The organism is Streptomyces sp. NBC_00726, assembly GCF_045161735.1.
GTDB lineage: Bacteria > Actinomycetota > Actinomycetes > Streptomycetales > Streptomycetaceae > Streptomyces.
On sequence record NZ_CP108983.1, the window covers coordinates 5,172,416 to 5,190,117 of the forward strand.

18 protein-coding genes are annotated in these 17,702 nt (G+C 72.3%); 15 read left to right on the forward strand and 3 right to left on the reverse strand.

Features of this window, described 5'->3' with window-relative positions; all coding sequences use genetic code 11:
• Positions 1–54 precede the first annotated feature (54 nt).
• From rimO to OG338_RS23245, 7 genes are all read left to right on the forward strand, one after another.
• A complete protein-coding gene (gene rimO / locus OG338_RS23215) occupies positions 55–1,539 on the forward strand; it encodes a 30S ribosomal protein S12 methylthiotransferase RimO (protein WP_405939148.1) in 1,485 nt (494 codons plus the stop codon).
• On the forward strand, positions 1,536–2,273 hold the full coding sequence (gene pgsA, locus OG338_RS23220; RefSeq protein WP_405939149.1) for a CDP-diacylglycerol--glycerol-3-phosphate 3-phosphatidyltransferase: 738 nt from the start codon (positions 1,536–1,538) through the stop codon (positions 2,271–2,273). Before rimO ends, pgsA begins: the two co-directional genes overlap by 4 nt.
• Entirely contained in the window at positions 2,270–2,779 is a 510-nt protein-coding gene (locus OG338_RS23225) for a CinA family protein (protein ID WP_018105284.1), read from the forward strand. The genes pgsA and OG338_RS23225 overlap by 4 nt, the downstream gene beginning before the upstream one ends.
• A gap of 109 nt (positions 2,780–2,888) precedes the next feature.
• On the forward strand, positions 2,889–3,272 hold the full coding sequence (locus OG338_RS23230) for a helix-turn-helix domain-containing protein (RefSeq protein WP_030927058.1): 384 nt from the start codon (positions 2,889–2,891) through the stop codon (positions 3,270–3,272).
• A 192-nt stretch (positions 3,273–3,464) separates the two neighbouring features.
• Entirely contained in the window at positions 3,465–3,935 is a 471-nt protein-coding gene (locus tag OG338_RS23235; protein WP_405939150.1) for a Dps family protein, read from the forward strand.
• A 44-nt stretch (positions 3,936–3,979) separates the two neighbouring features.
• Entirely contained in the window at positions 3,980–4,171 is a 192-nt protein-coding gene (locus OG338_RS23240; protein ID WP_405939151.1) for a CsbD family protein, read from the forward strand.
• 171 nt (positions 4,172–4,342) lie between these two features.
• Positions 4,343–4,606: a hypothetical protein gene (locus OG338_RS23245; protein WP_018105288.1), complete on the forward strand. Its 264-nt coding sequence runs from the start codon at positions 4,343–4,345 to the stop codon at positions 4,604–4,606.
• A gap of 64 nt (positions 4,607–4,670) precedes the next feature.
• Here OG338_RS23245 and OG338_RS23250 read toward each other — a convergent pair whose 3' ends face one another.
• Complete coding sequence (locus OG338_RS23250; protein ID WP_405939152.1) at positions 4,671–5,501, reverse strand: DNA-formamidopyrimidine glycosylase family protein; 831 nt, start codon at positions 5,499–5,501, stop codon at positions 4,671–4,673.
• A 53-nt stretch (positions 5,502–5,554) separates the two neighbouring features.
• Positions 5,555–10,240 (reverse strand): DEAD/DEAH box helicase, encoded by a 4,686-nt coding sequence (locus tag OG338_RS23255; protein ID WP_405939153.1) that lies wholly within the window; start codon positions 10,238–10,240, stop codon positions 5,555–5,557.
• Between the two features lie 100 nt (positions 10,241–10,340).
• On the opposite strand from OG338_RS23255, the gene OG338_RS23260 reads away from it, so the two are divergent.
• From OG338_RS23260 to OG338_RS23270, 3 genes are read left to right on the forward strand one after another with little or no spacing between them, the layout of a single operon-like run.
• Positions 10,341–11,204, forward strand: a complete 864-nt coding sequence (locus OG338_RS23260) for an AraC family transcriptional regulator (RefSeq protein WP_405939154.1) — start codon at positions 10,341–10,343, stop codon at positions 11,202–11,204.
• A 10-nt stretch (positions 11,205–11,214) separates the two neighbouring features.
• Positions 11,215–12,012: an AzlC family ABC transporter permease gene (locus OG338_RS23265; RefSeq protein WP_405939155.1), complete on the forward strand. Its 798-nt coding sequence runs from the start codon at positions 11,215–11,217 to the stop codon at positions 12,010–12,012.
• Positions 12,009–12,314 (forward strand): AzlD domain-containing protein, encoded by a 306-nt coding sequence (locus OG338_RS23270; protein ID WP_405939156.1) that lies wholly within the window; start codon positions 12,009–12,011, stop codon positions 12,312–12,314. The genes OG338_RS23265 and OG338_RS23270 overlap by 4 nt, the downstream gene beginning before the upstream one ends.
• An 85-nt stretch (positions 12,315–12,399) precedes the next feature.
• Here the strand turns inward: OG338_RS23270 and OG338_RS23275 are convergent, their stop codons facing one another.
• Positions 12,400–13,314: a hypothetical protein gene (locus OG338_RS23275; protein WP_405939157.1), complete on the reverse strand. Its 915-nt coding sequence runs from the start codon at positions 13,312–13,314 to the stop codon at positions 12,400–12,402.
• 79 nt (positions 13,315–13,393) lie between these two features.
• Between OG338_RS23275 and OG338_RS23280 the strand changes: the two genes are divergently transcribed.
• The 5 genes from OG338_RS23280 to recX all read left to right on the forward strand — a co-directional run bounded on the left by OG338_RS23280 (position 13,394) and on the right by recX (position 17,693).
• Positions 13,394–13,588 (forward strand): DUF3046 domain-containing protein, encoded by a 195-nt coding sequence (locus OG338_RS23280; protein WP_405939158.1) that lies wholly within the window; start codon positions 13,394–13,396, stop codon positions 13,586–13,588.
• Positions 13,589–13,759: 171 nt separating this feature from the next.
• A complete protein-coding gene (locus OG338_RS23285; protein ID WP_405940508.1) occupies positions 13,760–14,962 on the forward strand; it encodes an AI-2E family transporter in 1,203 nt (400 codons plus the stop codon).
• Positions 14,963–15,067: 105 nt separating this feature from the next.
• Positions 15,068–15,712 (forward strand): hypothetical protein, encoded by a 645-nt coding sequence (locus OG338_RS23290; RefSeq protein WP_405939159.1) that lies wholly within the window; start codon positions 15,068–15,070, stop codon positions 15,710–15,712.
• A gap of 211 nt (positions 15,713–15,923) precedes the next feature.
• Positions 15,924–17,048 (forward strand): recombinase RecA, encoded by a 1,125-nt coding sequence (gene recA / locus OG338_RS23295; protein ID WP_405939160.1) that lies wholly within the window; start codon positions 15,924–15,926, stop codon positions 17,046–17,048.
• Between the two features lie 3 nt (positions 17,049–17,051).
• Positions 17,052–17,693, forward strand: a complete 642-nt coding sequence (gene recX, locus OG338_RS23300; protein ID WP_405939161.1) for a recombination regulator RecX — start codon at positions 17,052–17,054, stop codon at positions 17,691–17,693.
• Positions 17,694–17,702 lie beyond the last annotated feature (9 nt).

A 17,702-nucleotide genomic window follows, 5' to 3' on the forward strand; every position in this document is an offset into this window, starting at 1 on the left:
ACGGCGCAACCCTCCGCGGCAGGGTCGGTGCCGGGACAAAGTAGTCTTGAGTCCATGCCCGAACGCCGTACCGTCGCCCTTGTCACTCTTGGCTGCGCCCGTAACGAGGTGGACTCGGAGGAGCTTGCAGGCCGCCTGGCAGCGGACGGCTGGGAGCTCGTCGAGGAAGCCTCCGATGCCGATGTCGCCGTCGTCAACACCTGTGGGTTCGTGGAGGCCGCCAAGAAGGACTCCGTCGACGCCCTCCTCGAAGCCAATGATCTGAAGGACCACGCCCGCACCCAGGCCGTCGTCGCCGTCGGCTGCATGGCCGAGCGCTACGGCAAGGACCTCGCCGAGGCCCTGCCGGAAGCGGACGGCGTCCTCGGCTTCGATGACTACGCCGACATCTCCGACCGCCTCCAGACCATCCTCAACGGCGGCATCCACGCCTCCCACACCCCCCGCGACCGCCGCAAGCTGCTGCCGATCAGCCCCGCCGAGCGGCAGGACGCCGCCGTGTCCCTGCCCGGTCACGCGCAGGAGACCGCCCCGGCCCCCGCCCCCGCCGACCTGCCCGAGGGCGTCGCCCCGGTCTCCGGCCCGCGCGCGCCCCTGCGCCGCCGGCTGGGCACCAGCCCCGTCGCCTCGGTCAAGCTGGCCTCCGGCTGCGACCGGCGCTGCTCCTTCTGCGCCATCCCGTCCTTCCGCGGTTCCTTCATCTCCCGCCGTCCCTCGGACGTGCTGGGCGAGACCCGCTGGCTCGCCGAGCAGGGTGTGAAGGAGGTCATGCTGGTCTCCGAGAACAACACCTCGTACGGCAAGGACCTGGGTGACATCCGTCTCCTGGAGACCCTGCTGCCCGAGCTCGCGGACGTCGACGGGATCGAGCGCATCCGCGTCAGCTACCTCCAGCCCGCCGAGATGCGGCCCGGCCTGATCGACGTCCTCACCTCGACCCCGAAGGTCGCGCCCTACTTCGACCTGTCCTTCCAGCACTCCGCGCCCGGCGTGCTGCGGGCGATGCGCCGCTTCGGCGACACCGACCGCTTCCTGGAGCTGCTGGACACGATCCGGGGCAAGGCGCCGCAGGCCGGTGCCCGGTCCAACTTCATCGTCGGCTTCCCCGGCGAGACCGAGGACGACCTCGCGGAGCTGGAACGGTTCCTCACGGGCGCCCGTCTCGACGCCATCGGCGTCTTCGGCTACTCCGACGAGGACGGCACCGAGGCGGTCGGCTACGACGACAAGCTCGACGCCGACGTCATCGCGGAGCGCCTCGCGCACATCTCGCAGCTCGCCGAGGAGCTGACCTCGCAGCGTGCCGAGGAGCGCATGGGCGAGACGCTCCAGGTGCTGGTCGAGTCCGTAGAGCCCACCGAGGACGAGCCGCGCGCCTTTGGCCGTGCCGCGCACCAGGCGCCCGAAACCGATGGCCAGGTGCTCTTCACCACACGCGAGGGCCTGGTCCCGGGCCGTATGGTCGAGGCAAAGGTCGTGGGCACCGAAGGCGTGGACCTGATCGCCGAGTGCAGTGAGCTTGTGGAGGTAGCCAGATGACCGGAGTCCCGGCATCCGCGGCAGGCGGTTCCGGCGCGACGCCGGTCCGCGGCGGAAAGCTGGGCGCCGCTGCGGTCAATCAGGCCAGTCTGTGGAACATCGCCAACCTTCTGACGATGGCCCGGCTCGTGCTCGTCCCCGGCTTCGTGGTGCTGCTGCTCCACAACGGCGGATACGACCCGGCCTGGCGCTCCTTCGCCTGGGCCGCCTTCGCCATCGCCATGATCACCGACCTGTTCGACGGGCATCTGGCGCGCACGTACAACCTGGTCACCGACTTCGGGAAGATCGCCGACCCGATCGCGGACAAGGCGATCATGGGCGCGGCACTGATCTGTCTGTCGTATCTGGGCGACCTGCCCTGGTGGGTGACGGGCGTGATCCTCTTCCGCGAGCTGGGCATCACGCTGATGCGGTTCTGGGTGATCCGGCACGGGGTCATTCCGGCCAGCCGCGGCGGCAAGATGAAGACGTTGGCGCAGGGGACGGCCGTCGGGATGTACGTCCTGGCGCTGACCGGTCCGCTGGCCACGCTGCGCTTCTGGGTGATGGCGGTGGCCGTCGTGTTGACGGTCGTCACCGGTCTCGACTACGTCCGCCAGGCCGTCGTGCTGCGGCGCCAGGGCCTCGCGGCGGAACGGGCGGCCGGGGAAGCGCCCGAGGCCGCCGCCGGGGAGACCGGCACGGTCGCCGGGGCGACCGGGGCCAGGGGATCGGCGGAGGCCGAGCGGTGACTGCGGCGGGCCGGGTGCTGCGGCTCCTTGTCGAGCGGGGGGAGACCCTCGCCGTCGCGGAGTCGCTGACCGGCGGCCTGGTCGCGGCCGAACTGACGTCCGTACCGGGCGCCTCCCAAGCCTTCAGAGGCTCGGTGACGGCTTACGCGACCCCCCTCAAGAGTGAAGTCCTGGGCGTGGACGCCGGTCTCCTGGCGGAGCGCGGAGCGGTCGACGCGGACGTCGCGCGCCAGATGGCGACAGGCGTGCGGCGGGCTCTGGGCGCAGACTGGGGAGTGGCGACCACCGGCGTCGCAGGCCCCGAACCGCAGGACGGCCGGCCCGTCGGAACGGTCTTCGTCGCGGTCAGTGGCCCGGACGGCACCGAGAAAGTGTCCGCGCTGCGGTTGAACGGCGACCGGGCGGACATCCGTAAGAAGAGCGTACGAAGCGCGCTCGACCTGCTCTCAGGCGAACTCCACGAGAATGCGAGCGCACAGGATACGGAAGAGAACGGGGGGAATTGATGTTTGCAGCCCTGAGTGAACACGACATCGCTCCCCGCACGGCCGCAGCGCTAGGCGGTACGGTGGGGCGTGAAGGATGCGGCTACGCGGTCCGAGGAGGGAGCCACCGATGATTCTGCTCCGTCGCCTGCTGGGTGACGTGCTGCGTCGGCAGCGCCAGCGCCAAGGCCGTACTCTGCGCGAAGTCTCCTCGTCCGCCCGAGTTTCGCTCGGCTATCTCTCCGAGGTGGAGCGGGGGCAGAAGGAGGCATCCTCCGAACTGCTCTCCGCCATTTGCGACGCGCTTGACGTACGGATGTCCGAGCTCATGCGTGAAGTGAGCGATGAGCTGTCCCTGGCCGAACTGGCCGAGTCGGCAGCGGCCGGCGATCCGGTCCCTGTACCGGTGCGCCCCATGCTCAACTCCGTCTCCGTTACCTCGGTGGCGGGTGTACCGACGGGGCGGGTGACCATCAAGGCACCCGCGGAAGCGGTGGACGTAGTCGCCGCCTGACCGATCGGTTCGGTGTGAAGCCGAAGCCCCGGTCTTCCCCCTGTGCGGGGAGGGCCGGGGCTTTTGTGTGCCTGGATGGCGTTTTGGTGCGCCGTGCGTGTGTCAGCGGGAACTTCCTCGAATGACTGTTTTGCTTCGTTTGTGCCATCGTGGGTGGTGCTGAACGGAACGGATTCCAGATCGGAGACGTGCATGTCTGTGGTGAAGAGCCCACTGTCCGAGACCGACCTCAAGACCGTCGGAGACGCCCTTCAGGGCGCCCTGGTGGATCTCCTCGACCTTTCTCTGGTGGCCAAACAGGTCCACTGGAACGTGGTCGGGCCGCGGTTCAGGTCCGTGCACCTCCAGCTCGACGACGTCGTGGACACCGCCCGCCAGCACTCCGACACGGTCGCGGAGCGGGCCTCCGCACTCGGCGTCAACCCGGACGGCCGAGCCGCGACGATCGCCAAGAGCACGGCCATCGCCTCCGTGTCCGAGGGCTGGATCAAGGACGTGGACGCGGTGAAGACCCTGGTCGACGCCCTCGGCGTGGTGATCGGACGGATGCGCGAGCGCATCGAGGTGACCGAGACCCCGGACCCGGTCAGCCAGGACATCCTGATCTCGCTGACCGCCGACCTCGAAAAGCACGCGTGGATGTTCCAGGCCGAGAGCGCCTGAGCACACGCCCTCACCCACCGGACTTCTCCAACGGAGGTACGAGCATGAGCAACGAAGGCGCGAAGGACAAGATCACCGGCAAGGCGAAGGAAGCCATGGGCAAGATGACCGGCGACCGTCGCAAGGAGACCGAGGGCAAGGCGGACCAGGCCAAGAGCAAGGCCAAGGACGCCATGGACGGCGCCCGCGACCGGGCGGACGGCATCAAGGACTCCCTGAGCAACGACAAGGACTGACCCGCCCCCGGCGAGCCCCCACCCGCGCGGTGGGGGCTCCGCGCTGAGAAGGACCGGTGCGGGGTGGTGCGAACGGCCCCGTGCGCGCCGGGGACGCAACGGTGCGCTCTCGCCCCGGCGGAACGGGCGCGACTAGGGTCCTTCGTTTGGATCAAGCCGGAGGAGGCGGCCATGGTACGGCGATGGGTGCCGGCGCTCGTTCTCTGCGGCCTGTGGTGGTGGGCCGTGCTGCGGCTGATACTGGCCCCGGCGCACGCGGGGGTGGTCGAGGGAGCGGTGGCGGCGGGCGGCTGGGGGCTCAGCCTCCTGCCGGTACACGTGGCCGCGACGGCCAGACCCCTCGGCATCTTCGACGCGGGTACGGGCCTGCTGCGGCGCGGCACGGCCTGGGCCCGGAGGCGGGCGGGGGCGTGGCGGCGGTGGGTGGTCCGGTAGGTGCGGGGGCGGGCCCTCCGGCTGCGCGGTCCGGCGGGGTGGTCCGCGCGGGCACCGGAGTACGTCAGGTGGGCCCCGGGCCGGTCTGGCAGCCGGGGCACCAGTACGCGGGGCGGTCGTCCTGCTCGGCCGCCCGGATCGGAGTTCCGCAGCGCAGGCAGGGGCGGTGCGTCCGGCCGTAGACCCAGAGGTTCTCGCTCGGTCTGCGCGTGCGGGCGGCGGCGCTCGCGACCGTACGGGAACGGCCCCCGGCCGTCGTGACGCGGTTCGGGCGGTCGCGGTTGGCGTCGAGCAGCTGGTGCGCCGTGCTGATCAGCAGGGTGGCCGTCCGGGCGGGCAGCTCGCCGATGGGGAGCCAGGGCGTGGCACGGGCCAGGAAGCAGAGCTCGGCCTTGTAGATGTTCCCGATGCCGGCCAGGTTGCGCTGGTCGAGCAGGGCTTCGCCGAGCGGGCGGGCCGGGTCGCTCAGAAGATTGCGCAGCGCGGTGCCGGGGTCCCAGTCCGGCCCGAGCAGATCGGGGCCGAGATGGCCGACCGCCTGCTCCTCGTCCTGGGTGCGCAGGAGCTCCAGGACCGGGAGGCGGTAGCCGACGGCGGTATGGGCCGCGTTGCCCAGGACGGCGCGGATCTGGTGGGCGGGGCCGCCGCGCCAGCGCTCGCCCGGGGCGTAGATCCGCCAGGCGCCGTCCATCCGGAGGTGGCTGTGCAGGGTGAGCCCGCCCTCGATCCGGGTCAGCAGATGCTTGCCCCGCGCGGTGACGTCCAGCACCGCCCGGCCCGTGAGGTCGGCGGTGGCGAACCGGGGGACGCGGAGGTCGGACGTGGTGAGGACCTGTCCGGCCAGCGCGTGATGCAGCCGCGCGGCGGTCTGTAGGACGGTGTCTCCTTCGGGCATGCCTCCATGATGCGTGGGACGGGGGTGCGGGTCCTCGTGCCCCGGGGCCGGGGTTACGCCGCGCGCAGGCGCAGGCCCCTCGGGGTGGCGAGGAAGCCGGCCGCCTCAAGGGTCCGCCCCAGGGGCGAGGTCAGGGACGAGGCGCCGTTGGTGCGCTCGACCGTCACCGTGCCGAGGGCCCCGGCGCGGGCCGCCGAGGCCAGCGCGCCGGCCGCCGCCCGGAGCGCGGGGTCGTCCGGATCGGTCGGCCAGGCCAGCAGCGTCTTGCCGCCGCGCTCCATGTACAGCGTCAGCTCACCGTCGACCAGGACCACGAGCGAGCCCGCCTTGCGGCCCGGCTTGTGCCCGGCCCCGTCCGGCGGCTCCGGCCACGGCAGAGCGGCGCCGTACGCGTTGGCCGGGTCGGCCGCCGCGAGGACCAGGGCGCGGGGGTCGGCTCCCGGCTCCTTGCGGTCCCGGGCCGTGGACACCGCGCGGAGCCGGTCGACCGCGCCGTCCATCGCGAACTGGGCGGCCCCCAGCCCCTCCACGACGTACCCCCGGCGCGCCTGCCCGTTGTCCTCGAAGACCGACAGCACCCGGTACGCCGCCGAGAAGCCGCCCTCGACGCCCTCGGCCTGCACCGCGCCCCGGGTCACCACCCCGTGGCGGTCGAGCAGTGTGCGCGCCAGGGCGTGGGCGCGGTGCGTGGGCTCGGGCTCGACGGCCGGCAGCAGGGACCAGCGGCCGGAGACCGTGGGTGGCCCGGTGCGCGAGGCCGGGCGGGCGGCGGCGGTGAGGGTGCCGTAACGGCCGCGCGGCACATTCCGCCGGGCACGGTGCGCGGTCGAGCCGGCCGTGCGGCCCGAGCCCAGGAGGGAGCGCAGCGGCGCGAGCGTGTCGTTGGTCAGCCGGCCGGACCAGGCGAGGTCCCACAGGGCGTCCGCCAGTTGCGGATCGGTGCAGTCGGGGTGGGTGGTGGCGCGGACCTGGTCGGCGATCTGGCGGAAGAACAGGCCGTAGCCGCCGCCGAGCGCGGTCAGCACGGACTCGTGCAGTGCGCTCAGCTCCAAGGGGCGCGGTGGGGGGAGAAGCAAGGGGGCGCTGTCGGCGAGGTAGAGGGAGATCCAGCCGTCCTTGCCGGGCAGGGCGCCCGCACCGGCCCAGACGACCTCGCCGGTGGTGGTCAGCTCGTCCAGGAGCGCGGGGGTGTAGCCGGTGACACGGCCGGGCAGGACGAGCCGTTCCAGCGCGGAGGCGGGGACGGGCGCCCCCTGGAGCTGCTCGACGGCGCGAGCCAGTCCGTCGATGCCACGCAGGCTGTTGCCGCCGAGATGCTGCCACTGCGGCAGGAACCCGGCCAGGGCGGTGGGCGGGACCGGCTCCAGCTCATGGCGGAGGGCGGCCAGCGAACGGCGCCGCAGCCGTCGCAGCACCGTGGCGTCGCACCACTCCTGGCCGATGCCGGCGGGGTGGAACTCGCCCTGGACGATGCGGCCCGACGCCGCGAGCCGTTGCAGCGCCCCGTCGGTGACGGCCGTGCCGAGGCCGAACCGGGCCGCCGCCGCGGTGGAGGTGAACGGGCCGTGCGTACGGGCGTACCGGGCGAGGAGGTCGCCGAGGGGGTCCTTCACCGGCTCGGTGAACGCTTCGGGGACGCCGACCGGGAGCGCCGTGCCCAGGGCGTCGCGCAGCCGCCCCGCGTCCTCGATCGCCGCCCAGTGGGCCGCCCCGGAGATCCGGACGCGGATGGCGCGGCGGGCGGACTCCAGCTCCTGCGCCCAGGCGGACCCGGCCCCACGCTCGGCCAGCTCCTCGTCGGTGAGCGGGCCGAGCACCCGCAGCAGGTCCGCGACGCCCTCGGCATCCTTGACCCGGCGGTCGTCCGCCAGCCACTGGAGCTCCCGCTCCAGCTCGGTCAGCACATCGGCGTCGAGCAGTTCGCGCAGCTCCGCCCGGCCCAGCAGCTCGGCGAGGAGCCGGGAGTCCAGGGAGAGCGCGGCGGCGCGCCGTTCGGCGAGCGGCGAGTCGCCCTCGTACAGGAACTGGGCGACATAGCCGAAGAGGAGGGAGCGGGCGAACGGGGAGGGCTCCGGGGTGGTGACCTCGACCAGGCGGATGCGCCGGGCCTCCAGGTCGCCCATCACCTCCGTGAGCCCCGGGACGTCGAAGACGTCTTGGAGGCATTCGCGGACCGCTTCGAGAACGATGGGGAAGGAGCCGAATTCGGAGGCGACCTGGAGGAGCTGCGCGGCCCGCTGGCGCTGCTGCCAGAGCGGGGTGCGTTTGCCGGGGCTGCGGCGGGGAAGCAGGAGCGCCCTGGCTGCGCACTCGCGGAACCGCGAGGCGAACAGGGCGGAGCCGCCGACCTGGTCGGTGACGATCTGCGCGATCTCGCTCTTGTCGAAGGCGACGTCGGCCGCGCCGACCGGGGGCTGATCGCTGTCGAAGGCGGTGTTGGCCGGGGCGAGCGGTGCGGAGGCGTCCTGGCCGGGCTCCTGCGGGTGCTGCTCCGGGTCCTGCGCCGGGTCGAAGTCCAGGAGGTCCAGGCCCATCATGTCGGCGTCGGGCAGCCGCAGCACGATGCCGTCGTCGGCATGCATGACCTGGGCGTCCATCCCGTACCGCTCGGCGAGGCGGGCGTTCAGCGCCAGCGCCCACGGGGCGTGCACCTGCGCGCCGAACGGGGAGTGCACGACGACCCGCCAGTCGCCCAGCTCGTCCCGGAAACGCTCGACCAGGATGGTGCGGTCGTCGGGGACATGACCGCAGGCCCGGCGCTGTTCGTCCAGATACGCCAGGACGTTGTCGACGGCCCAGGTGTCGAGGCCCGCGGAGAGCAGGCGGCCACGCGCGTCCTCGGGGGAGAGCCCGCCGAGCTCGCGCAGGAAGGCCCCCAGGGCGCGGCCCAGCTCCAGCGGACGGCCCAGCTGGTCGCCCTTCCAGAACGGCAGCCTTCCGGGGACACCGGGCGCGGGCGAGACGAGGACCCGGTCGCGGGTGATGTCCTCGATCCGCCAGGAGGTCGTGCCCAGCGTGAAGACATCGCCGGCCCGGGACTCGTAGACCATCTCCTCGTCCAGCTCACCGACCCGGCCGCCGCCCTTCTTGGGGTCCGCTCCGGCGAGGAACACCCCGAAGAGGCCCCGGTCCGGGATGGTCCCGCCCGAGGTGACGGCAAGGCGCTGCGCACCGGGGCGGCCCGTGACCGTACCGGCGACGCGGTCCCAGACGACGCGGGGCCGCAGCTCCGCGAAGGCGTCGGACGGATAGCGGCCCGCGAGCATGTCGAGGACGGCGGTGAACGCCGACTCGGGCAGCGAGGCGAAGGGGGCGGCCCGGCGGACCACCGCGAGCAGGTCGTCCACCTGCCAGCTGTCCAGCGCGACCATCGCGACCAGCTGCTGGGCCAGCACGTCCAGCGGATTGGACGGGACGTGCAGCGCCTCGATGGAGCCCGTCCGCATCCGCTCGGTGACCACGGCCGCCTGCACCAGATCGCCCCGGTACTTCGGGAAGACGACACCGGTGGAAACCGCGCCCACCTGGTGGCCGGCGCGGCCGACGCGCTGGAGGCCGGAGGCGACCGAGGGCGGCGACTCGACCTGGATCACCAGGTCGACCGCGCCCATGTCGATGCCCAGCTCCAGGCTGGAGGTGGCGACCACCGCGGGCAGCCGGCCCGCCTTCAGGTCCTCCTCGACCTGGGCACGCTGCTCCTTGGAAACCGATCCGTGGTGGGCCCGGGCGAGCAGCGCGGGGGCACCCTTGGCCGCGCCGGACTCCGCCATGAGCTCGGCGGGGGAGTGGTCCTCCGGCATGGTCTCGCCGGTGGCTCTCTCGTACGCGATCTCGTTGAGCCGGTTGCACAGGCGCTCCGCGAGCCGGCGGGAGTTGGCGAAGACGATCGTGGAGCGGTGCGCCTGGACGAGATCGGCGATCCGCTCCTCCACATGCGGCCAGATCGACGGCTTCTCGGCCTGCCCCGAGGTGTCGTCGGTGGCGGGGGAGCCGCCCAGCTCGCCCAGGTCCTCGACGGGCACCACCACCGACAGGTCGAACCGCTTGCTGGACGGCGGCTGGACGATCTCCACCTTGCGCCGGGGCGACAGGAAGCGCGCCACCTCGTCCACCGGCCGGACGGTGGCCGACAGACCGATGCGCCGGGCCGGCCGGGGCAGCAGCTCGTCCAGGCGCTCCAGCGATACGGAGAGATGGGCGCCGCGCTTGGTGCCCGCGACCGCGTGCACCTCGTCCAGGATCACCGTCTCGATGCCGGACAGGGCCTCGCGGGCCGACGAGGTCAGCATCAGGAACAGCGACTCGGGCGTCGTGATCAGGATGTCCGGCGGACGGGTCGCCATCGAGCGGCGCTCGGCGGCCGGGGTGTCGCCCGACCGGATGCCCACCCGGACCTCGGGCTCCGGCAGTCCCTGGCGCACCGACTCCTGGCGGATACCGGTCAGGGGTGAGCGCAGATTGCGCTCCACGTCGACCGCGAGCGCCTTGAGCGGCGACACGTACAGCACGCGGCAGCGCTTCTTCGCCTCCGCCGGCGGGGGGACGGCCGCCAGCCGGTCCAGGGCGGCGAGGAAGGCGGCCAGCGTCTTGCCCGAGCCGGTCGGCGCGACGACCAGCACGTCCGATCCCTCGCCGATCGCCCGCCAGGCACCCTCCTGCGCGGCGGTCGGCGCGCTGAAGGCCCCCGTGAACCAGCTGCGGGTCGCGGGGGAGAAGGAATCGAGTGCGGAGCCGGTCATGCCCCCATCGTGCACCCCGCCACTGACAACGGCCCCGACAGCCGCCTCGCAGACCCCGCGACCGGCGGCCGGACCGCCCGCGAGCTGGGAGAATCCCACCATGGCAGGAGCACAGCAACCGGGGGAGTGGGCGCGGCACTGGAGTTACGCGGAGCTGCCCGACCTCGACCTGCTGCGGGCCCGCTACATCCGGCACACCTTCCCGCGCCACAGCCACGAGGGCTATGTCTTCGCCACGGTGAGCCAGGGCGTCGAGGCCATCGGAACGCCCGCGGGGACCCTGCACGCGGGGCCCGGGACCGTCGTCATGATCAACCCGGAGGTACCGCACAGCGCCCGCGCGGGTGTGCCCGAAGGCTGGGTGTACGACACGCTCTACCCGTCCGCGCAGGTGATCAACGACATCGCGGCCGATACGACGCGCCTGCGCGGCACCGTCGGCTTCGCCGAGACCGCCGTGGCCGATCCGTACGCGGCCCGGCTGATAGCGGAGGTCCACCGGGCGGCCGAGGAGGGGAACGCGCTGGCCGCCGACAGCGTGCTGCGGGTCGTCGTCACCCGCCTGCTCACCCGGCACGGCACCGCGTTCCCCGCCTCCGCTCCCCGCGCCGCCGGCGCCCGTGACGCGGCGCGCGCCCGGGCCCTGCTGGAATCCCGGATGGCCGAACCGCCGACCCTGGAGGCGCTGGCCGCCGAGCTGGGCACAAGCCCGTTCGCGCTGCTGCGCGCGTTCAAGAAGCAGTACGGCATGCCCCCGCACACCTGGCTCACCGACGCCCGGGTGCGCCGTGCGCGCCGGATGCTCGACGCGGGCACGGCCCTCTCGGTCGCGGCGACGGAAGTCGGCTTCACCGACCAGCCGCATCTCAATCGTCACTTCACCCGGATCGTGGGTGTGCCTCCCGGCGCCTACCAGCGCGAACGTGCAAGAACGTACAAGACCGGTCCGGAACCGCCCCGGTAGCGTGCGGACCGTGGCCAAACAGACAACACCCCTCCGCACCACCGCCGACCCGGCCGGCGGCAGCACACTCGACGCCGGGACCAAGCCGGACTCGGCCGTCGTACGCGACGCGCTCGGCGTCGGCATAGCCGTCGGCCTCTCCGGCTTCGCCTTCGGCGTCACCTCGGCGGGCTCCGGCCTGAGCCTGCTCCAGACGTGCGCGCTCAGCCTGCTCGTGTTCACCGGCGCCTCACAGTTCGCCCTGGTCGGCGCGCTCGCCGCCGGCGGCAACCCGTACACCGCGGCCGCCGGGGCCTTCTTCCTCGGCGTACGCAACGCCTTCTACGGTCTGCGGCTCTCCCAGCTCCTCGCCCTGCCGCGCGCCCTGCGTCCGCTCGCCGCCCAGTGGGTCATCGACGAGACGACCGCCGTGACGCTGTCCCAGCCCACCCGGCGGGCCGCGCGGATCGGCTTCACCGTCACCGGGCTCACCCTCTACGTGCTGTGGAACCTGACCACCCTGGTGGGTGCCATGGGCGCCGAGGCGCTCGGCGACACCGACGCCTGGGGGCTCGACGCGGCCAGCCCGGCCGTCTTCCTCGCACTGCTCGCCCCGATGCTGAGGTCCACGACGGAGCGTGTGACGGCGGCGCTCGCCGTCCTGCTCGCCCTCGGCCTCCTGCCGGTACTGCCGGCCGGGGTGCCCGTACTACTGGCCGCGCTGGCCGCGCCCGTCGTCCTGTTCCTGATGGGGCGGGCCAAGGGCGACGGCATGGGCGGGGCCGATGCCGAGGACGCCGGTGCGACCCGGGCGGAGGGCGGCCGATGAACATCTGGATCGCCATCGCGCTGACCTGTGTCGGCTGCTATCTGGCCAAACTCCTCGGCCTCCTGGTGCCCGCCGGCGCACTGGAACGGCCGCTGGTGCAACGTCTGGCCGCCCTGCTTCCGGTGGCTCTGCTGGCCGCGCTCACCGCCCAGCAGACCTTCGGCGACGGACACCACCTGACCCTGGACGCCAGGGGCGCGGGACTCGCGGCCGCGGCGCTCGCTCTTGTCCTGCGCGCCCCGTTCCTGGTGGTCGTGGGTGCTGCCGTGGTCGTCACCGCGGGGGTGCGCGCGCTGGGCTAGGGCGTGTCCGCTCCCGGAAACGTAAGGGGCACGCCTCCTGGGGCGTGCCCCTTACCGGTGCGCCTTTCCCCGCGGTGCCGCCCTCTCAAGACAGGGCGCGGCCGTGCGCCCGCAGCGTTTCCAGTGCCCTGAGGGTCACCAGGGGGCGCCCCTCCAGTGCCGTCCCGGGGGCCCACTGCCGCCAGGTGACCGGCCAGCCGCCGTCCTCCTCCTGTGCGGCGGCGAGATGGTCGAGCGAGTGCTCCATCTCGGTGTCGGAGAACCATCGCCGGGCGAGCGACGCGGGTGTACGGGCGTAGTCGTACGGGAAGTGCTGCTCGCCCGGTGCGTACCCGGGGGCCACCGGGTACTCCGCGCGCCGGTCCGGATCGAGCACGGCGAGCCGCTGGTCGCGGACCAGCCGCCCCAGCCGTTCGGCGGCGGCCTCCGCCCGGCGCCGGTCCGGCACCCCGTCGAGAAAGGCGACCGCAGCCTCGATCTCGTACGGATGCGACACCTCCAGGGCGTCCACGGCCGACCAGCAGAAGTCCGTCGCCCGGAAGAGCCAGGCATGCCACACCTCATTGCGGTGCAGCAGCCCGACGACCGGCCCGGTGGCCAGCAGCTCGGCCGGCGGGTCGTCCACGATCGGGATGAAGGGCGCCGCCGGATAGTCGCGCTGGGAGGGCAGCAGCGCGGGCAGGGCACCCTCCTTGGTGGACACGTCCGTCAGATACCGGCAGATCCGTTCCACCCGCAGACCGCCGCACCGGCCGATGGTGTCGAGGACGCTGAGCGCGTGGGCGGTGTGCAGGGGCTGACTGACGGGGCCCCGCAGATCGGGTTCGAGCGCGTGGCCGTAACCGCCGTCCTCGTTGGCATACGCGGAGAGGGCTGTCTCCACCGCGTCCGCACCTCCCTCCAGGTATTGATGGGCGAACCGCCGCTGTTCGAGGACACGGGCCGTGAGCCAGATGAACTGCTCGGCGCGGGCGAGGGGGTCTGTTCCAGTTGCAGCCATGGACCGACCGTAGGGCTTGGGGCCCCCGAGCAGGGCCGATGCGGCCCGGCTGCACTCTCAGGAGCGGGATACTGAAGGCATGCGGTTGACGATTTTCTGGGAACGGATGGCGGACCACTTCGGCGCGGCCTACGCGGACTCCTTCGCACGTGACCATGTGATGGCCGAGCTGGGCGGACGCACGGTCCATGAGGCGCTGGCGGCCGGCTGGGAGGCGAAGGAGGTCTGGCGCGGGGTCTGCACCGCCATGGACATCCCCGCCGACCGGCGCTGAGCCGGGGGCTGGAACGTCACCTTCCGGGGTGCGCGAGGGGCTGTCACCCACATAGGCGAGACTTGCCTCGTGGCCCCCACAGACGAGACCGCTCAGATCCAGCCGCCGCGCACGCCGCCCGTACCACCGGCCGCGCCCCCGGCCCCGCCGTCCGGCGCCGGGCCCGCCCGCATGCCCGCCTGGCTGCCGCGTGCCATGGTTCTCGCCCTCGCGCTCTACGCCTGCTTCCGGCTCGGCAGCTGGGCGTTCGACCAGCTCATCGGCCTGCTGATCAATGTGCTGATCGCCTTCTTCCTGGCGCTCGCCATCGAACCCGCGGTGAGCCGGATGTCCGCCCGCGGCATGCGCCGGGGCCTCGCCACCTTCCTGGTCTTCCTCCTTGTGCTGGTCGCCGGGGCCGGTTTCGTCTTCCTGCTCGGCTCGATGCTCGCGGGCCAGATCGTGGACATGGTGGAGGACTTCCCGAAGTACCTCGACTCGGTGATCAACTGGGTCAACCAGACCTTCCACACGGACCTTTCCCGCGTCGAGGTCCAGGACAGCCTGCTGCACTCCGACTGGCTCCAGAAGTACGTCCAGAACAGTGCGTCCGGCGTGCTCGACGTCTCAGCGACCGTCCTCGGCGGCCTCTTCCGCCTGCTGACGATCTTCCTGTTCTCCTTCTACTTCGCGGCGGACGGCCCCCGGCTGCGCCGCGGGCTGTGCTCCGTGCTGCCCCCCGCCCGTCAGGCCGAGGTGCTGCGGGCCTGGGAGATCGCCGTCGACAAGACCGGCGGCTATCTCTACTCGCGTGGCCTGATGGCGCTCATCTCCGGCATCGCGCACTACATCCTGCTGGCCGCCCTCGGCGTGCCGTACGCGCCGGCGCTCGCGGTCTGGGTCGGGCTGGTCTCCCAGTTCATCCCCACGATCGGCACCTACCTCGCGGGCGCCCTGCCGATGCTGATCGCCTTCACCGTCGATCCCTGGTACGCGCTCTGGGTCCTCGGCTTCGTCGTGGTGTACCAGCAGTTCGAGAACTACATGCTCCAGCCCAAGCTCACCGCGAAGACGGTGGACATCCACCCCGCCGTGGCATTCGGCTCGGTCATCGCGGGCACGGCGCTCATGGGCGCCGTCGGCGCGCTGATCGCCATCCCGGCCGTGGCCACGCTCCAGGCGTTCCTCGGCGCGTACGTGAAGCGCTACGACGTCACGGACGACCCGCGCGTCCACGGCAGCCGCCCCGGCGTGCGGGGCGAGCCCCTGTGGACGCGCCTGAGGCGCATGCGCGCCGCGTTCGCGGGCGAGGACGGCCGGGGGCCGGACGGACGGGCGGGCGGCGGCGGGCCGGACGGTGGCGAGCCGGAGGAGCCGCGCCGGCCGGGCCCGTAGTCTGAGGCGCGGGATCTCGTGACCCTGGGGGTGGGGGGAAGATGCAGTGGTTGTCCCTGGCATCGGCTGCCGCGGCCGCCTGCGGTCCCGGGACAGCGCGATTACATGGACCGGTACGGGGCTTCCCTGGCATGGGCCGCGTTCGATCTCCAGCGCAGGCTGTTCAACATCCTGAACGGCCATGACATCGATCAGGACCCCGCGCGCGGGGACGGCTTCCTGACGGGTTTCCTCACCTGGGGCAATCCTCGCGAGGCGGACTTCGTCCGGCGCAGCACGGTCTTCGTACTGGCCGAGTATCTGGGCTGGGTGGAGATCCTGCGCCGCGACGTCCAGTTCCTCGACCTGGGCAGGAGCCGCGTCAACGCACAGGTCATGAAGCAGATCTCGCGGATCGGCAACAGCCTGGCCAGGATCGACGCGGTGAGCAACGAGCTCCGTCTGCTCAGCGCCCAGCAGCGGGCCATCGGTGAGCTCATGGTCCACCCCGACGGTGAGCCGGGGCGGCGCCGCTGCCTGGGGTACGCGGAGTTCTGCTCGAAGCTGGAGAACGACCCGGAGTTCGCCGCGTGGTTCACCGATCCGCTGGCGGACGTGGACGGACTCGCCGCCGACGCGGGGCCGGCCGTGGGCCGCCTCAAGGATCTCCAGGTCCAGCTGGTCGCGCTGATCGATCTGCTGGACCCCCGGCGGGAACGCTTTCCCCAATTCAGGCTTGCCTACAGCCCCCGCGACCGCCCCCGGCGCTGACCTGGCCGCGCCTCCGGCCCGTCCGGGAGGGGCGGCGTGGTGCGCTTGACACTAAAATCGAACATCTATTCTCATGGGATTCCGGCCGGGTTTTCCCGGGCCCGACCGTGGAGTTGTCCACAGGCCGGGAGGACGTCGAGGCCCATTGTCAGTGGCAGGGGTTAGCGTCTTTGACGTGAAGCGATCGACTCAAGCAAATCGGGTGGAACCCATGGCAGGAACCGACCGCGAGAAGGCGCTGGACGCCGCACTCGCACAGATTGAACGGCAATTCGGCAAGGGCGCGGTGATGCGCCTCGGTGAGCGGCCGAACGAGCCCATCGAGGTGATTCCCACCGGGTCCACCGCGCTCGACGTCGCGCTCGGCGTCGGCGGTCTGCCGCGCGGCCGTGTGGTGGAGGTGTACGGACCGGAGTCCTCCGGTAAGACGACGCTGACGCTGCACGCCGTGGCGAACGCGCAGAAGCTCGGCGGCTCGGTGGCCTTCATCGACGCGGAGCACGCGCTCGACCCGGAGTACGCGAAGAAGCTCGGCGTCGACATCGACAGCCTCATCCTGTCCCAGCCGGACAACGGTGAGCAGGCCCTTGAGATCGTGGACATGCTGGTCCGCTCGGGCGCCCTCGACCTCATCGTCATCGACTCCGTCGCGGCCCTGGTGCCGCGCGCGGAGATCGAGGGCGAGATGGGCGACTCGCACGTGGGTCTCCAGGCCCGCCTGATGAGCCAGGCGCTCCGGAAGATCACCAGCGCGCTCAACCAGTCCAAGACCACCGCGATCTTCATCAACCAGCTCCGCGAGAAGATCGGTGTGATGTTCGGCTCGCCGGAGACCACCACCGGTGGCCGGGCGCTCAAGTTCTACGCCTCGGTGCGCCTCGACATCCGCCGGATCGAGACGCTCAAGGACGGCACCGACGCGGTCGGCAACCGCACCCGCGTCAAGATCGTCAAGAACAAGGTCGCGCCGCCCTTCAAGCAGGCCGAGTTCGACATCCTCTACGGCCAGGGCATCAGCCGCGAGGGCGGCCTGATCGACATGGGCGTGGAGCACGGCTTCGTCCGCAAGGCCGGCGCCTGGTACACGTACGAGGGCGACCAGCTCGGCCAGGGCAAGGAGAACGCGCGCAACTTCCTCAAGGACAATCCCGACCTCGCCAACGAGATCGAGAAGAAGATCCTGGTGAAGCTGGGCGTCGGAGTCCGGCCGGAGGACGCCGCGGAGTCCGGCGCGGACGCGGCGGGCGCGGCGGCTCCGGCCGAGACCGCGGCGAAGCCGGCGACGGCGGCGGCCGGCAAGACCAAGCCGGCCAAGGCGGCCGCGGCCAAGAGCTGATCCGTGACGCGTCGTACTGAGTGGCCGGCCGGCGCCGTCGACCCCGGCGCGGCCCCCGGATCCGATGAGGGAGCGGGACGCCGTTCCCGCTCCCGGTCCAGTGACAGCGGTTCCCCCTCCTCGTCGAGGGCCGAGAAGGGGGAACCGCGTGACCCGGTCGAGCAGGCCCGCAACATCTGCCTGCGCCTGCTCACCGGTACACCGCGCACCCGCAAGCAGCTCGCGGACGCCCTCCGCAAGCGGGAGATCCCGGACGAGGCGGCCGAAGAGGTGCTGTCCCGCTTCGAGGACGTCGGGCTGATCGATGACGCCGCGTTCGCCGACGCCTGGGTGGAGTCCAGGCACCACGGCCGGGGGCTCGCCCGCCGGGCGCTGGTCCGTGAGCTGCGGACCAAGGGCGTGGACGCCGCCGTGATCGATGAAGCCGTCGGGCAGCTCGACTCCGAGCAGGAGGAGGAGACCGCGCGGGAGCTCGTCGCCCGCAAGCTCCGGTCCACCCGGGGACTGGACCGCGACAAACGCCTGCGCCGCCTCGCGGGCATGCTCGCCCGCAAGGGGTACGGCGAGGGGATGGCCCTGCGTGTGGTGCGCCGGGCGCTGGAGGGAGAGGGGGAGGACACGGAAGGGCTGGACGAGCCCTTCTGAGCCGGCTGC

What these genes read in the sequence shown, in the direction of transcription:
- rimO (WP_405939148.1), top strand. Translation starts at nt 55, where the DNA reads ATGCCCGAACGCCGTACCGTCGCCCTTGTCACTCTTGGCTGCGCCCGT.
- pgsA (WP_405939149.1), top strand. Translation starts at nt 1,536, where the DNA reads ATGACCGGAGTCCCGGCATCCGCGGCAGGCGGTTCCGGCGCGACGCCG.
- OG338_RS23230 (WP_030927058.1), top strand. Translation starts at nt 2,889, where the DNA reads ATGATTCTGCTCCGTCGCCTGCTGGGTGACGTGCTGCGTCGGCAGCGC.
- OG338_RS23235 (WP_405939150.1), top strand. Translation starts at nt 3,465, where the DNA reads ATGTCTGTGGTGAAGAGCCCACTGTCCGAGACCGACCTCAAGACCGTC.
- OG338_RS23240 (WP_405939151.1), top strand. Translation starts at nt 3,980, where the DNA reads ATGAGCAACGAAGGCGCGAAGGACAAGATCACCGGCAAGGCGAAGGAA.
- OG338_RS23245 (WP_018105288.1), top strand. Translation starts at nt 4,343, where the DNA reads ATGGTACGGCGATGGGTGCCGGCGCTCGTTCTCTGCGGCCTGTGGTGG.
- OG338_RS23250 (WP_405939152.1), bottom strand. Translation starts at nt 5,501, where the DNA reads ATGCCCGAAGGAGACACCGTCCTACAGACCGCCGCGCGGCTGCATCAC.
- OG338_RS23255 (WP_405939153.1), bottom strand. Translation starts at nt 10,240, where the DNA reads ATGACCGGCTCCGCACTCGATTCCTTCTCCCCCGCGACCCGCAGCTGG.
- OG338_RS23260 (WP_405939154.1), top strand. Translation starts at nt 10,341, where the DNA reads ATGGCAGGAGCACAGCAACCGGGGGAGTGGGCGCGGCACTGGAGTTAC.
- OG338_RS23270 (WP_405939156.1), top strand. Translation starts at nt 12,009, where the DNA reads ATGAACATCTGGATCGCCATCGCGCTGACCTGTGTCGGCTGCTATCTG.
- OG338_RS23275 (WP_405939157.1), bottom strand. Translation starts at nt 13,314, where the DNA reads ATGGCTGCAACTGGAACAGACCCCCTCGCCCGCGCCGAGCAGTTCATC.
- OG338_RS23280 (WP_405939158.1), top strand. Translation starts at nt 13,394, where the DNA reads ATGCGGTTGACGATTTTCTGGGAACGGATGGCGGACCACTTCGGCGCG.
- OG338_RS23285 (WP_405940508.1), top strand. Translation starts at nt 13,760, where the DNA reads ATGCCCGCCTGGCTGCCGCGTGCCATGGTTCTCGCCCTCGCGCTCTAC.
- OG338_RS23290 (WP_405939159.1), top strand. Translation starts at nt 15,068, where the DNA reads ATGGACCGGTACGGGGCTTCCCTGGCATGGGCCGCGTTCGATCTCCAG.
- recA (WP_405939160.1), top strand. Translation starts at nt 15,924, where the DNA reads ATGGCAGGAACCGACCGCGAGAAGGCGCTGGACGCCGCACTCGCACAG.